Annotated in this window: 14 protein-coding genes; 10 read left to right on the top strand and 4 right to left on the bottom strand. The window is 71.8% G+C overall.

Annotation, left to right across the window (positions count from 1 at the left end; all coding sequences use genetic code 11):
* The first annotated feature begins 110 nt into the window (after positions 1–110).
* Positions 111–632 carry a histidine phosphatase family protein gene (locus JK356_RS21050; protein ID WP_201870272.1) on the top strand — a complete coding sequence of 174 codons (522 nt, stop codon included), beginning with the start codon at positions 111–113 and terminating at the stop codon, positions 630–632.
* Positions 633–642: 10 nt separating this feature from the next.
* Here the strand turns inward: JK356_RS21050 and serB are convergent, their stop codons facing one another.
* The gene (gene serB / locus JK356_RS21045) at positions 643–1,893 is read right to left on the bottom strand and encodes a phosphoserine phosphatase SerB (protein ID WP_201870316.1); all 1,251 of its coding nucleotides are present in this window, start codon (positions 1,891–1,893) and stop codon (positions 643–645) included.
* 233 nt (positions 1,894–2,126) lie between these two features.
* Here serB and JK356_RS21040 point away from each other — a divergent pair, with 233 nt between their 5' ends.
* Positions 2,127–4,574: an FHA domain-containing protein gene (locus JK356_RS21040; RefSeq protein ID WP_201870271.1), complete on the top strand. Its 2,448-nt coding sequence runs from the start codon at positions 2,127–2,129 to the stop codon at positions 4,572–4,574.
* 130 nt (positions 4,575–4,704) lie between these two features.
* On the opposite strand, the gene JK356_RS21035 is transcribed toward JK356_RS21040, so the two are convergent.
* Positions 4,705–5,124, bottom strand: coding sequence for a transglycosylase SLT domain-containing protein (locus JK356_RS21035; RefSeq protein WP_201870270.1), 420 nt, complete (start codon positions 5,122–5,124; stop codon positions 4,705–4,707).
* Between the two features lie 412 nt (positions 5,125–5,536).
* Here JK356_RS21035 and JK356_RS21030 point away from each other — a divergent pair, with 412 nt between their 5' ends.
* The 4 genes from JK356_RS21030 to JK356_RS21015 all read left to right on the top strand — a co-directional run bounded on the left by JK356_RS21030 (position 5,537) and on the right by JK356_RS21015 (position 8,105).
* The gene (locus JK356_RS21030; RefSeq protein ID WP_201870315.1) at positions 5,537–6,637 is read left to right on the top strand and encodes a GAF domain-containing sensor histidine kinase; all 1,101 of its coding nucleotides are present in this window, start codon (positions 5,537–5,539) and stop codon (positions 6,635–6,637) included.
* The gene (locus tag JK356_RS21025) at positions 6,630–7,271 is read left to right on the top strand and encodes a response regulator transcription factor (protein ID WP_201870269.1); all 642 of its coding nucleotides are present in this window, start codon (positions 6,630–6,632) and stop codon (positions 7,269–7,271) included. The genes JK356_RS21030 and JK356_RS21025 overlap by 8 nt, the downstream gene beginning before the upstream one ends.
* A gap of 175 nt (positions 7,272–7,446) precedes the next feature.
* Positions 7,447–7,686, top strand: a complete 240-nt coding sequence (locus JK356_RS21020; protein WP_201870314.1) for a chaplin — start codon at positions 7,447–7,449, stop codon at positions 7,684–7,686.
* 173 nt (positions 7,687–7,859) lie between these two features.
* Positions 7,860–8,105 (top strand): chaplin, encoded by a 246-nt coding sequence (locus tag JK356_RS21015; RefSeq protein ID WP_201870268.1) that lies wholly within the window; start codon positions 7,860–7,862, stop codon positions 8,103–8,105.
* 79 nt (positions 8,106–8,184) lie between these two features.
* Here the strand turns inward: JK356_RS21015 and JK356_RS21010 are convergent, their stop codons facing one another.
* Positions 8,185–8,991, bottom strand: coding sequence for a hypothetical protein (locus JK356_RS21010; protein ID WP_201870267.1), 807 nt, complete (start codon positions 8,989–8,991; stop codon positions 8,185–8,187).
* 116 nt (positions 8,992–9,107) lie between these two features.
* Here JK356_RS21010 and JK356_RS21005 point away from each other — a divergent pair, with 116 nt between their 5' ends.
* The 3 genes from JK356_RS21005 (at position 9,108) to JK356_RS20995 (ending at position 11,425) form a co-directional block, all read left to right on the top strand.
* On the top strand, positions 9,108–9,899 hold the full coding sequence (locus JK356_RS21005; protein ID WP_201870266.1) for an ABC transporter ATP-binding protein: 792 nt from the start codon (positions 9,108–9,110) through the stop codon (positions 9,897–9,899).
* Positions 9,900–9,985: 86 nt separating this feature from the next.
* A complete protein-coding gene (locus JK356_RS21000) occupies positions 9,986–10,405 on the top strand; it encodes an NfeD family protein (protein ID WP_307815822.1) in 420 nt (139 codons plus the stop codon).
* Positions 10,406–10,459: 54 nt separating this feature from the next.
* Positions 10,460–11,425 carry an SPFH domain-containing protein gene (locus JK356_RS20995; RefSeq protein WP_201870265.1) on the top strand — a complete coding sequence of 322 codons (966 nt, stop codon included), beginning with the start codon at positions 10,460–10,462 and terminating at the stop codon, positions 11,423–11,425.
* A 49-nt stretch (positions 11,426–11,474) separates the two neighbouring features.
* On the opposite strand, the gene JK356_RS20990 is transcribed toward JK356_RS20995, so the two are convergent.
* The gene (locus JK356_RS20990; protein ID WP_201870264.1) at positions 11,475–12,011 is read right to left on the bottom strand and encodes a YbhB/YbcL family Raf kinase inhibitor-like protein; all 537 of its coding nucleotides are present in this window, start codon (positions 12,009–12,011) and stop codon (positions 11,475–11,477) included.
* 147 nt (positions 12,012–12,158) lie between these two features.
* Between JK356_RS20990 and JK356_RS20985 the strand changes: the two genes are divergently transcribed.
* The gene (locus JK356_RS20985; RefSeq protein ID WP_201870263.1) at positions 12,159–12,806 is read left to right on the top strand and encodes a DNA-3-methyladenine glycosylase; all 648 of its coding nucleotides are present in this window, start codon (positions 12,159–12,161) and stop codon (positions 12,804–12,806) included.
* Positions 12,807–13,324: the final 518 nt, after the last annotated feature.

Raw genomic sequence — 13,324 nt, 5'->3', positions numbered from 1 at the left:
CGCGGCGCCGCTCCGCCCGTGCGTGCCCGGCCGCGCGGCTGGTCAGCGGGCCCCGGGATGATTCCCAACACCCCGCGACCTACGGCACGTTTCATGCGAAGCTGGGGCACATGAGCGTCGATGTTCCCCGCAGGATCGTTCTCCTCCGACACGCCAAGGCTGACTGGCCGCAGGTGTCCGATCACGACCGGCCCCTCGCGGAACGGGGCCGCAGGGACGCCCCGGCGGCCGGACGCTGGCTCGCCGGCGCCGGCGTCACTCCCGCACTGACTCTCTGCTCGACCGCCACCCGCGCGCGCGAGACCTGGAAGCTCGTCGCGCACGAGCTTCCCAAGCGCCCCAAGACCGTCTACGAGGAGCGGCTGTACGAGGCGTCGCTGGGCGAGCTGATCGCCCTGATCAACGGCGTCGATGACGAGGTACGCGATCTGATGCTCGTCGGCCACAACCCCGGCATCCACGCCCTGGCGGACGCGCTCGCGGGCTCGGCCGACGGCGACACGGCGGAGCGCATGCGGCGCAACTCCTTCCCCACGTGCGCGACGGCCGTGCTGAGCCTGACGTCAGGCGGCTGGAAGTCCGTGGAGCACGGCGTGGCCCGCCTCGTCGCCTACTGGACGCCGCAGGACTGACCGCGCGCCGTCACCGCTGTTCCTGGGCATCGGCTGCCTCGACTTCCTCCCGGGTGATCCCCAGCAGGTACAGCACGGTGTCCAGGAACGGCACGTTCACGGCGGTGTGCGCGGCCTGGCGCACCAGGGGCTTGGCGTTGAAGGCCACCCCGAGGCCGGCCGCGTTGAGCATGTCCAGGTCGTTGGCGCCGTCGCCGATCGCCACGGTCCGCGACAGCGGCACCCCGGCCTCGGCCGCGAACCGGCGCAGCAGCGCCGCCTTCCCCGCCCGGTCCACGACCGGGCCGGTCACCCGGCCCGTCAGGCGGCCGTCCACGACCTCCAGCGTGTTCGCCGCGGCGAAGTCCAGGCCCAGGTGGTCCCGGAGCGCGTCGGTGACCTGGGTGAAGCCGCCGGAGACGACCCCGACCTGGCAGCCCAGGCGCTTGAGGGTGCGGATCAGGGTCCGCGCCCCCGGCGTCAGCCTGACCTCCGAGCGGACCTTGTCGATCACCGACTCGTCCAGCCCTTCCAGCAGCCGCACCCGGGCGTGCAGCGACTCCTCGAAGTCCAGCTCGCCGCGCATGGCGCGGGCGGTGATCTCGGCGACCTCCGGCTCCCGGCCCGCGTGGGCCGCGAACAGCTCGATCACCTCGTCCTGGATGAGCGTGGAGTCCACGTCCATCACCACCAGGCGCGGCGCCCGCCGCTGGAGACCGGAGGCCACGACCGCGATGTCCACCGAGCGCGAGGCCGCCTCGCGGGCCAGCTCGCTGCGCAGCCGGTCCGTCTCCACTCCGGAGACGTCCAGCTCGACGGCGGTGACGGGGTACTTGGCCAGCCGGTAGATGCGGTCGATGTTCGCGCCGGCGGCCGTGATGGTCGCGGTGATCGCCGCGGTGGTCTCGGCGGTCAGCGGGGAGCCGAGCACGGTGACGTGGGAACGGCCCGCGCCGCGGGCGGGGTTGTCGCCCGTGCCGGAGATGATCTCGGCCTCGACGCCGGCCGAGCCGGCCCAGGCGTGCACGGTGGCGCGCAGCTCGCCCTCGGTGCCCGCGCCCGAGCCCGGCTGTGTCACCAGGGCGCACAGCGTCAGACGGCCGCGGGTGACGACCTGCTCGATGTCGATGACGTCGACGCTGAACCCCGCCAGGGTGCGGAACAGGCCCGCGGTCAGGCCCGGGTGGTCCTTACCGAAGACCTTCACCAGCAGCGTGGGCGTGAGATCGGTGGCGGCCGGGTCTGTGGGAGAGCCGGCGGGCAGCGAGCTGTGCGCGGGCATCATGATGAGGCCACGCTATCGGGCCCCGGCGGCGGCGCGAGGTACCCCCCGGGTGATACGGGGCGGCAAAGAGATGAACGTCACGAAGTCGCCCACGCTCTGCATCAGCTTGGTGACTTCCGGGGGGCGGCTTCCCTCACGCGGCGGCGGCCTGGAATAGTTCCCCAAGATGTACGACCATCCCCGGACCCTTTCGCCGGGTCCACTCGGGGGACAACTTTGTGGGGCATGGAGTGCCGGAACTCGTACTGGAACTTAACGGACAGACCTGGACCTTGGACCCGACTCGGTCCTACACCCTGGGCAGAGACCCGCAAGGTGACTTCGTGCTCACCGACTCGCGGGTCTCCTGGCGGCACGCCATCCTGCGCTGGGGCGGACAGAGCTGGTTCATCGAGGACCAGGGCAGCACGAACGGGACGTACGCGCAGGGACAGCGCGTCCAGCAGTTGCCGCTCGCGCCTGGCTCCGTCGTCCACCTGGGGAACGCCACCGACGGGCCGAGGCTGAGCTTCACCTCGTCGGCTTCCCTCCCGCGGCAGCAGGCCCCAGCCGCCGCGATGGCCGGTCAGCCGCCTGCGATGCCGCCGCAGCAGCCGCCGCAGGCCCAGCAGCAGCCGTACGCGCAGCAGCCGCAGCAGCAGCCGCCGTACGGCGGCCCGGACCGCGGCGCCACGACCTTCTACAACCTGACGGCCGGCCAGGTCACGCGCATCGGCCGCGCGCTGGAGAACGACCTGGTCGTCTCCGACCTTCAGGTCTCGCGCTTCCACGCGGAGTTCGTGGCGCACTCCGACGGCCGCTTCGAGATCCACGATCTCGGCAGCCACAACGGCACGTACGTCAACGGCCAGCAGCTGCCCAAGCACGGCCGCCGCTACCTGGGCCAGAACGACACCGTCGGTATCGGCCACTCGACGTTCCGCCTGGTGGGCAACCAGCTCCAGGAGTTCGTCGACACCGGTGAGGTCACCTTCTCGGCCCGCCACCTGACGGTGCAGGTCAACGACGGCAAGACCACCATCCTCAACGACGTCTCCTTCGGCGTCCCGGAGAAGTCGCTGATCGGCGTCATCGGTCCGTCCGGCTCCGGCAAGTCGACGCTGCTGCGCGCGCTCACCGGATACCGCCCGGCCACCTACGGTGAGGTGCTGTACGACAACCGCAACCTCTACACGCACTTCGCCGAGCTGCGGCACCGCATCGGCCTGGTCCCGCAGGACGACATCCTGCACACCGCCCTGCCCATCCGGCAGGCGCTGCGCCTGGCCGCCCAGCTCCGCTTCCCCGGCGACGTGGGCGAGGCCGAGCGCAACGCCCGCGTCGAGGAGGTGCTGGCCGAGCTGAAGCTCGACGTCCACGCCGAGAAGCGCATCTCCTCGCTCTCCGGCGGGCAGCGCAAGCGGGTCTCGGTGGCCCTGGAGCTGCTGACCAAGCCGTCGCTGATCTTCCTGGACGAGCCGACCTCCGGGCTCGACCCGGGCATGGACCGCGACGTCATGCAGCTGCTGCGCGGCCTCGCCGACGACGGCCGCACCGTGCTGGTGGTCACCCACTCCGTGGCGGAGCTGGGCCTGTGCGACCGGGTCCTCGTCATGGCGCCGGGCGGCGGCGTGGCCTACTTCGGCCCGCCGGACGAGGCGCTGAACTTCTTCGGCTACGAGAGCTGGGCGGATGTCTTCTCCGCCTTCGAGAACTACCGCGACTACGACTGGATGGGCCGCTGGCGCGGTTCACAGCACTACCAGATGTACGCGGCGGACCTCGACGCGCAGCCGCAGCAGCAGGCGATGCAGGTCAACCCGGTGGCCGCGATCCAGCACAAGGCGCAGACCTGGGGCTCGCAGGTCAGGACGCTGATGCGGCGCTACCTCGCCGTCATCGCCGCCGACAAGGGCTTCCTCGGCCTGACCCTGGCCCTGCCGATCATCCTCGGCGCGGTCAGCCTCGCGATACCCGCGGACTACGGCCTTGGCTACGGCCCCATCGACCGCGGGCTGCGCAACGGCGACGCCAGCATCGTGCTCCTCGTCCTCGTGGTCGGCATGTGCTTCTCCGGGGCGGCCAACGCCGTCCGGGAGCTGATCAAGGAGCGCGTGATCTACGAGCGAGAACGGGCCGTCGGCTTGTCGCGCTCGGCGTATCTGATGTCGAAGGTCTTCGTCCTCGGCATGGTTACCGTGCTGCAGGGCGCGATCCTGTGCCTCATCGGCTTCATCCCGCGGGACATGCCCGAGGAGGGCGTGATCGTCTCCGGCTCGCCCATGATCGAGATGATGGTCGTGATCATGGCGCTGGGCTGCACGTCGATGATGCTGGGCCTGGTCATCTCCTCGCTGGTGCGCACCTCCGAGATGACGATGCCGCTGCTGGTGATGATCTCGGTGGTCCAGCTGGTCTTCACCGGCGCGCTGTTCAAGGTCCACGGCACCCTCGGCATCGAGCAGATCGCCTGGCTGATGCCCTCGCGCTGGGCCCTGGCGGGCGTCGGCACCACGGCCGACCTGAACACGCTGACGGCCTCGCCCGCCGAGGCAGAGCCCGACCCCGACCCGCTGTGGAAGCACGAGGCCGGGTACTGGCTGCTCGATGTGGCGATGCTCGGCGTGCTGGCGGTGGTCTGCGGCTTCCTGGTGATGAAGTTCCTGCGCCGCCACGAGCCGGAGGTCATGCGCGCCTGACACCGGCCGCCCGGCCGCGCTGCCGCACACGACGGGGCGGGCACCCGCGCGGGGTGCCCGCCCCGTCTTCTTCACCTGCCGTCACGCGCGGTATGCGGCCGTCAGGCGGCGCGGTGCCGTCAGGGAGGCGTCAGTACCAGTTGTTGGCCTGCCAGAACTCCCAGGCGTCGCACGGCGAGCCGTAGCGCTCGTTCATGTAGCCCAGACCCCACTCGATCTGCGTGGCGGGGTTCGTCTTCCAGTCCGAGCCGGCCGAGGCCATCTTGTCCGCCGGCAGGGCCTGGACCAGGCCGTAGGCGCCGCTCTCCGCGTTCGTGGCCGTGGGGTCCCAGCCGCTCTCGCGCTCGACGATGTTCGAGAAGCACTCGAACTGCGCCGGGTCGCCGATCATCTCCTGGGCTATCGCCTGAGGATCGCCGGAGCCGGCCGCGCTGGCCGAGCCGCTCAGGCCCGTCACCCCCAGGGTCGCGGCGGTCGCGGTGACGAGACCGGCAGCCGCGAGACGGCGGGCGCGGGTGGAACGCTGACGCAGTGCGGTACGAAGGGACATCACGTCTCTACCTCTGCTTCCGGCCGCATCCGTGCACGGCCTCGATCGGGAACGCGACCAGTCTTAACGAGCCCGGAAAACCGGGTCAAAGACCCCCATTACTACCCGAAACCGTACGTACTGTGCCCGGTCGGGACCGTCCCACGACCCCCTCACGCCCCCGTCGCGCGGGCCCCCCGCTCCGACCGGGCCTCGTAGCGGGACCTCGGTCCCATGACCGGGCTCACATCCACGCCCCCTCCCGCTCGCCCTGGGGCAGTGACTGACCACGCCGCACCACCACCGGAACCCGGGCCCGCGCCGGCCCCTCACCCCGGCGCGTTACGGTTCCGGTGTGAGCGCCCCCTCCCGCGATGACACGCCCGTGAGCCCGACGGCCACGCTGGCGGCCGTCAGTGCCGCCCTGCTCGCGATGAACGGCACCCTCCAGGTCCGCGACGTCCTCCAGACGATCGTCAGCTCGGCCCGCGAGCTGCTCCACGCCCGCTACGCCGCCCTCGGCGTCCCCGACGGCCACGGCGGCTTCGCGCAGTTCCTCGTCGACGGCGTCAGCGACCGGCAGTGGAAGGCGATCGGCCCGCTGCCCCGCCAGCACGGCATCCTCGCGGCCATGCTCCACGACGGCGCTCCCGTGCGGCTCGCCGACGTCCGCCGCGACCCGCGCTTCGAGGGCTGGCCCGCCGCCCACCCCGAGATGACCGACTTCCTGGGCATGCCCATCACCAGGGGTGAGGAGATCCTCGGCGCCCTCTTCCTCGCCAACAAGCGCTGCCCGCCCGGCCGCCGTCCGCCCGGCGGCTGCGGCTTCACCGCCGAGGACGAGGAGCTGCTGCGGCTGCTCGCCGAGCACGCCGCCCTGGCGCTGACCAACGCCCGGCTGTACGAGCGCAGCCGTGAGCTGACCATCGCCGACGAGCGCGCCCGGCTCGCCCACGAGCTGCACGACGCGGTCTCCCAGAAGCTGTTCTCCCTGCGCCTGACCGCCCAGGCCGCCACGGCGCTGCTGGACCGCGACCCCGCCCGCGCCCGCCGGGAGCTGGGCGAGGTCACCCGCCTCGCTGCCGAGGCCGCCGACGAGCTGCGCGCCGCCGTCATCGAGCTGCGCCCCGCGGCCCTCGACGAGGACGGCCTGGCCGCCACCCTCCGCGCACAGACCCAGGTCCTCGACCGGGCGCATCCCGCCCGCGTCACCTTCGACTGCCAGGAGCCCCGCGCGCTGCCCGCTCCGCAGGAGGAGGCGCTGCTGCGCGTCGCCCAGGAGGCCCTGCACAACGCCCTGCGCCACGCCGCGCCCCGCCACGTCGGCGTGAGCCTGCGCCGCCGGGGCGTGGCCACGGTCCTGCGGGTCGAGGACGACGGCTCCGGCTTCGATCCGGCCGCCGTCCGCGCCGCCGGGCGCCACCTGGGGCTGGTGTCCATGCGCGACCGTGCCGCCGCCGTCGGCGGCACCCTCACCGTCACGTCGGCGCCCGGCGAGGGCACCGTCATCGAAATGGAGGTCCCCGGTGGCTGACGTCATCCGCGTGCTGGTCGTCGACGATCACCAGGTGGTGCGCCGCGGCCTGCGGACGTTCCTGGAGATCCAGGACGACATCGAGGTGGTCGGCGAGGCGGCCGACGGCGCCGAGGGCGTGGCCCTGGCCGGGGAGCTGAGCCCTGACGTCATCCTCATGGACGTGAAGATGCCCGGCACCGACGGCGTGGAGGCGCTGCGCGGCCTCAGCGAGCGGGGCAGCCCCGCCCGCGTGCTGGTCGTCACGAGCTTCACCGAGCAGCGCACCGTCATCCCGGCCCTCCGCGCCGGCGCCGCCGGGTACGTCCACAAGGACATCGACCCGGACGCCCTGGCCGCCGCGGTCAGGGCCGTGCACGCCGGCCATGTGCTGCTCCAGCCGGAGGTCGCCAGCGCGCTGCTCGCCCAGGAGACGCCCGGCGGACCCGGCGGGCGGGCCGGAACCCTGACGGAGCGGGAGCGCGAGGTCCTCGCCCTCATCGCGCGCGGCCGCTCCAACCGCGAGATCGCCCGGGCCCTGGTGCTGTCCGAGAAGACGGTCAAGACGCACGTGTCGAACATCCTGATGAAGCTCGACCTCGCCGACCGCACCCAGGCGGCGCTGTGGGCCGTGCGGCACGGGCTTACGGACTGAGCCCGGCCGGACCCGTCCCCGCCAGTCAGTCAAGCTGACCGTCATATCCGCACCTCACCGGTCATTCGGACGTGTGATCATCACCCGGATGACGCATCTTCCGCGCCGGACCGCCGTTGGGCATGACGTGCCGCGACAGCACTGCCGCGGCTTCGTGCAAGGAAGGTCAGAAGAAGTGAAGATGCTCAAGAAGGCTGCCGCTGTGACCCTGATGGCGAGCGGTATCGCCGCCGCCGGTGCCGGTGTTGCCACCGCCCAGTCCGGCGCCGTCGGCGGCGCCGTCGGTTCCCCGGGCGTGGTCTCCGGCAACGACGTCCAGGTGCCGGTCCACGTCCCGGTCAACGCGACGGGGAACTCCGTCAACGTGATCGGGCTGCTGAACCCGGTCTTCGGGAACGCCTCGGCCAACGGCTGAGCCGGCGCGGGTCCGGGGCGGCTCCGGGCGGCACCGCCGTCCCGGGCCCCGCTCGCCCGAACGTGGGTTACGCGGGCACTCCCCGTGCCATCACCGCACGGCGGGGCGTTGTGCCTCATGTGACCTGGTTCATCCGGGTCCGGCACAGTTCCATCCAGGAGGAAGCGCTACCCATGAACACTGCCAGGAAGGCAGCTCTCCTGCTCGCTATCACGGGAGCCGCCATCGGTACCACGGCGGGCACCGCCTGCGCCCACGACGGAGCGTTCGCCCAGGCCAAGACGGCGAAGTCCCCGGGCGTCGTGTCCGGGAACGGCATCCAGGTCCCGGTCAGCATCCCCGTCAACGCGGTGGGGAACAGCGTCAACGTGATCGGGATCCTGAACCCGGCCTTCGGCAACACCGGCGCCAACGTCTGAGTCCGGCGCCCGGCACGCCACCACTCCACACCCGTGAGGCCCCCGGCGGCTGACGGCCACCGGGGGCCTCACGGTGCGCTCAGCCCTGCTGCCGCTGAAGCTCCTCGGCGTAGGCGTTGTACGCCGCTACCCGCGCCCGGCGGGCGGCGCGCTCCACCGGCCGCAGCAGGCGGTCGCGCTCGGCGAGCTGCGCCGCGCTGACCGCGCCGCTCTCGTCCTCGCTCGCCACGTCGCTGGCGATGTCCACGAGCGTCCCCACCCGCTGCGCCAGCTCCAGCACCCGTGCGGCGCGCGCCGGGTACCCCGGTGCCAGCAGCGCCCGCGGCCGCGACCGGGCGCGGTATGCCTCCAGCCGCGCCATGGCCACCGGGCCTGCGCCCGCCACGTCGAGCGCCGTCAGCGCCTCCGTGGCCTCCCGCAGCACCTCCGCCAGCTCCCGTTCGGCCTCGGCCAGCGTCGGCACGTCCGCCGGGGGTGCCTGCCGCACCGGCAGGCACCGCCACAGCACCTCGGTCAGCACGTCGCCCTCGGGCCCGGCCTCGCTCACCTCCGGCACGAGCCCGATGCTGGCCGCCGCGCCCCGCCCCGACGCCAGCACGGCCTCGCCGGCCTCCAGCGCCGCCACGTTGAACTCCGGCGGTCCGCTCAGACCGAGCGGGTGGCCAGGCGCGGGCAGCGCGATGCGCAGTCCCGCCACCCCCAGCGACCGCAGCCTGCCGAACGCGAGGGTGAGCCCCACCGCGTCCGGCTCGCCGGGCAGGCCCGTCACCCGGTGGACTGTGTCGGACGCCACTGTGCGCTGCGCCGCGTCATCGGGTGACACCAGCCCGGCCAGCAGGGCGTTGCCCCAGGCGGCGAACCGCCCCGCTCGTGGTTCCTCCAGCATGGCCTCTACCTTAGGGAAGGAGCCCCAACGGGCCTCCTGACGGCAGGGCGTCCGCATCCGTGGCGTAAGTTGTGCCTGGGTGAGTGACGGCGACAGCAAGGGGAGAGACCGCGCGCATGAGCGATGTACTGGAGCTGGTGGACGTATCCGTGGTCCGTGACGGCCGGGCTCTGCTGGACCATGTGTCGTGGTCGGTCAACGAGGGCGAGCGCTGGGTGATCCTGGGACCCAACGGCGCGGGCAAGACCACGCTCCTCAACGTGGCCTCCAGCTATCTCTTCCCGACCACGGGCACCGCGCAGATCCTCGGCGAGAAGCTCGGCAGCGTGGACGTCTTCGAACTCCGCCCGCGCATCGGCATGGCGAGCAGCGCGCTTGCGGACAAGCTCCCGCGCCGCCAGACCGTCCTCCAGACGGTCCTCACCGCCGCCTACGGCATGACCGCCGGCTGGCGTGAGTCCTACGACGAGGTCGACGAGCGGCGCGCCCGCGCCTTCCTCGACAGACTGGGCATGAGCGAGCTGCTCGACCGCAAGTTCGGCACCCTCTCCGAGGGCGAGCGCAAGCGCACGCAGATCGCCCGTTCCCTGATGTCCGACCCCGAGCTGCTGCTCCTGGACGAGCCCGCTGCCGGGCTCGACCTCGGCGGCCGCGAGGACCTGGTCCGGCGCCTTGGCAGGCTGGCGCGCGACCCGTACGCACCCTCGATGATCATGGTCACGCACCATGTCGAGGAGATTGCCCCGGGGTTCACGCACGTGCTGCTGCTCCGCCAGGGCAAGGTGCTCGCCGCGGGGCCGATCGAGACGACGCTCACCTCCGCCAGCCTGTCCCACTGCTTCGGGCTGCCGCTCGTCGTCGAGCGCAACGGCGACCGCTGGACCGCCCAGGGGCTGCCGCTGGGCTGACGGGCCGTCCGCGCGCGCCACGACGGCCTGACAACCCGACGCACGTGCCCTGTTGGGCGCAACACCCTGGGTCCTAGGATGGTCACGTGGACTTCTGGGTGTGGTGGCTGGTCGCTGCCGGAGGATTCGCGATCGTTCTCGTGCTGACCGCGATGCCGGAGCTGGGCATGCTGTCGGCCGGTGCCGCCGCGGCGGCGGTCGCCGCGGGCCTGACGGACAACGTGGTCGTCCAGGTGCTCGTCTTCGCGGTCGTCTCCGTCCTCCTCATCGCCCTGGTGCGCCCGCTCGCCCGGCGCGCCAGGAACGCCGCGCCCGAGCTGACAGGCGCGGACGCACTGCGTGGCAGGTCCGCTACAGTGCTGGAGCGTGTCGACCACACCGACGGGCGCATCAAGCTGGCGGGCGAGGTCTGGTCCGCCCGCTCGCTGAGCGCGGACGACATCTTCGAGCCGGGCAGCGAGGTGAGCGTCGTCGAGATCGACGGGGCCACCGCAGTCGTGATGTGATGGGGCGGTTGCCCGACAACACTTTCCACTCATCTAGCCGTTGGGGGAGTAGCGATGGAGCCCGCCATCGTCATCGTGCTGGTCGTCCTGGTGGTGCTGGTGATCCTCGCGCTGGTGCAGACGATCCAGGTGATCCAGCAGGCGAGCGCGGCCATCGTTGAGAGATTCGGCCGCTACACCCGCACTCTCAATGCCGGCCTGAACATCGTCGTTCCGTTCATCGACCGGATCCGCAACCGTATCGACCTGCGCGAGCAGGTCGTCCCGTTCCCGCCCCAGCCGGTGATCACCCAGGACAACCTGGTCGTGAACATCGATACGGTGATCTACTACCAGGTCATGGATGCCCGGGCGGCCACGTACGAGGTCTCCAACTACATCCAGGCCATCGAGCAGCTCACGGTCACCACGCTGCGGAACATCATCGGCGGCATGGACCTGGAGCGGACGCTGACCTCCCGCGAGGAGATCAACGCGGCGCTCCGGGGCGTCCTCGACGAGGCCACCGGCAAGTGGGGCATCCGCGTCAACCGCGTCGAGCTGAAGGCGATCGAGCCGCCGACCTCCATCCAGGACTCGATGGAGAAGCAGATGCGCGCCGACCGTGACAAGCGCGCCGCGATTCTCCAGGCCGAGGGCATCCGGCAGTCCGAGATCCTCCAGGCGGAGGGTGCGAAGCAGGCCGAGATCCTGCGGGCCGAGGGTGACGCCCGTGCCGCGGCCCTGCGGGCCGAGGGTGAGGCGCAGGCCATCCGCACGGTCTTCGAGGCGATCCACGCCGGCGACCCGGACCAGAAGCTGCTCTCCTACCAGTACGTGCAGATGCTGCCGAAGATCGCCGAGGGCGACTCGAACAAGCTGTGGATCGTGCCGAGCGAGATCGGGGAGGCGCTCAAGGGCCTGGGCGGCAATCTCAGCCGCATGACCGCCGCCAGCGGCGGGGGCGGAGGCGGGGACGACGACTCGTCCGCCTCCGCCCTGGAGAAGCGGCCGCCCCGGCAGCAGCCCCGGATCGAGTAGCGCCCCGGGGAGTTCCGGACCACCGCCCCGCCGCCGCCTGGCCCCGCGCTCAGGCGGCGGCGGGGTTCTCGTATTCGCCGATGAGGTGGCCGCGGCCGAGCGCGTGGAAGCGGAGCATGAAACCGACCTGCGCCGGCGTCGCGTTCTCGTCCGGGCCGAGCTTCTCGGAGTCGACGGCGTAGACGGTGAAGACGTAGCGGTGCGGCCCGTCGCCGGGGGGCGGCGCCGCGCCGCCGAAGTCCCTGGTCCCGTAGTCGTTGCGGATGTGGATCGCTCCCGGCGGCAGGCCCTTCATGTCCCCGGTGCCGGCACCGGCCGGCAGCTCGGTGACGTTGGCGGGGATGTCGATGAGCACCCAGTGCCAGAAGCCGCTGCCGGTGGGAGCGTCCGGGTCGAAGCAGGTGACGGCGTAGCTCTTGGTGCCCTCGGGAGCGTCCGACCAGCTCAGCTGGGGCGAGGTGTTCCCCCGGTCGAAGACCTGGGCGTCGCCCAGCCGCCCGCCGTCCACGATGTCCGTGCTGCTGACCGTCACGGGGGCGACGGGCGGGTGGAAGTCGTGGGGAAGCGGGCGTCGCCGTTCTGACATGCGCAACCTCCTTGTTGGGTGGATCACTGGCCAGCCAGCCTAGTCAGGACGGCGGCTCCGGTTCGCGGGCGCGGGCCGTATCGTCGGGGGCGTCCGTGCCGGGAACGCGGCGGACGGGAGCGCGACGCGAGACGGGAGACGAGACGCATGACAGCTGAGGGCGACAGCCTGGCCGGGCAGCCGTTCCGCGCTGAGGATCTCGCTCGCCCTGCTGAGGACGTCGCCCCCAGACTGCTCGGTGCCGTCCTCACCCACGTGACACCCGAGGGAACCGTGAGCATCTCCATCACGGAGACCGAGGCGTACTCCGGTATGGACGACCCGGCCTCCCACGCCTACCGGGGCTGGACGCCAAGCAACGCCGTGATGTTCGGGCCCGCAGGACACCTGTACGTGTACCGGTCTCACGGCCTCCACTGGTGCGCCAACATCGTCACTGGTACAGACGGCGTCGCCTCCGGCGTCCTCATCCGGGCGGGCAGGATCACCGAAGGAGAGGACCTGGCACGCAAGCGGCGCGGGGCGAAGGTCGAGACCCCACGCCTGGCGCGGGGACCGGGGAACGTGTGCCAGGCGCTCGGCATCACGGCAGAGCACAAGGGCACAGACCTGCTGACGGGCGCCTCGGTCACGCTGTCTGAGGGCGAGCCGCCACCCGCCGCGCTCATCCGGGTTGGTCCCCGGGTAGGCGTGAGCAGAGCCCACGACTGGCAGCACCGCTTCTACCTCGCCGGGGATCCCACGGTCTCGGCGTACCGGCTGAGCCCGAGAGCCAAGCCGTCCGGCGGCATCTGACCGGCGGCTGACAGGGAGGCGGAGGGCCGTCCCGCCCGGGAGTGACGTAAGGGACGTCCCCGCGGCTGTGCCGGCCGCGCCGGCACACGACCGCTGTCCACAGCCACCGGCACGAGCGGACCGGCACGGCTCGCGAGGGCCCCGGCGGGTCCTGCGCCGGTTCCCGCCGCGCGCTGGTGGACACCACGCACGGATACGAGGTGGACGACGTGCGCGGTGCGCACGAACCTGCACCGACCACACCTGCCAGCCGTCACCGCGAGCCGCTGCCTGCCACCCTCAGCGAGGCTGCCCGCGCCGCCCGCAGACTCGGCTTGACTCACCGGCGGCCAGGTCGTAATGTTGGTCGAGTCGCTTCAGAGAGCAGACATAAGACCCACTGCCGGAAGGCGGCGGGCAGTGTGCTGAAGCAGCCCTACCATTTAGCTTTGACCTCCATCCGTGGAGGCTCTTTCGGTGCGCCCGGAAAAGCAGCCACGGGGCCGGATTAGGAGCTGGCCGGGAGATCGGCTAATATG

Origin of the sequence: Streptomyces sp. 7-21 (genome assembly GCF_016741785.1) — a bacterium.
Taxonomy (GTDB): Bacteria; Actinomycetota; Actinomycetes; order Streptomycetales; family Streptomycetaceae; genus Streptomyces.
This window is presented reverse-complemented; position numbering and strand designations above follow the sequence as displayed.

Coding starts and splice junctions, on each gene's coding strand:
- JK356_RS21050 (WP_201870272.1), top strand. CDS start 111: ATGAGCGTCGATGTTCCCCGCAGGATCGTTCTCCTCCGACACGCCAAG.
- serB (WP_201870316.1), bottom strand. CDS start 1,893: ATGCCCGCGCACAGCTCGCTGCCCGCCGGCTCTCCCACAGACCCGGCC.
- JK356_RS21035 (WP_201870270.1), bottom strand. CDS start 5,124: ATGTCCCTTCGTACCGCACTGCGTCAGCGTTCCACCCGCGCCCGCCGT.
- JK356_RS21030 (WP_201870315.1), top strand. CDS start 5,537: ATGAACGGCACCCTCCAGGTCCGCGACGTCCTCCAGACGATCGTCAGC.
- JK356_RS21015 (WP_201870268.1), top strand. CDS start 7,860: ATGAACACTGCCAGGAAGGCAGCTCTCCTGCTCGCTATCACGGGAGCC.
- JK356_RS21010 (WP_201870267.1), bottom strand. CDS start 8,991: ATGCTGGAGGAACCACGAGCGGGGCGGTTCGCCGCCTGGGGCAACGCC.
- JK356_RS21005 (WP_201870266.1), top strand. CDS start 9,108: ATGAGCGATGTACTGGAGCTGGTGGACGTATCCGTGGTCCGTGACGGC.
- JK356_RS20995 (WP_201870265.1), top strand. CDS start 10,460: ATGGAGCCCGCCATCGTCATCGTGCTGGTCGTCCTGGTGGTGCTGGTG.
- JK356_RS20990 (WP_201870264.1), bottom strand. CDS start 12,011: ATGTCAGAACGGCGACGCCCGCTTCCCCACGACTTCCACCCGCCCGTC.
- JK356_RS20985 (WP_201870263.1), top strand. CDS start 12,159: ATGACAGCTGAGGGCGACAGCCTGGCCGGGCAGCCGTTCCGCGCTGAG.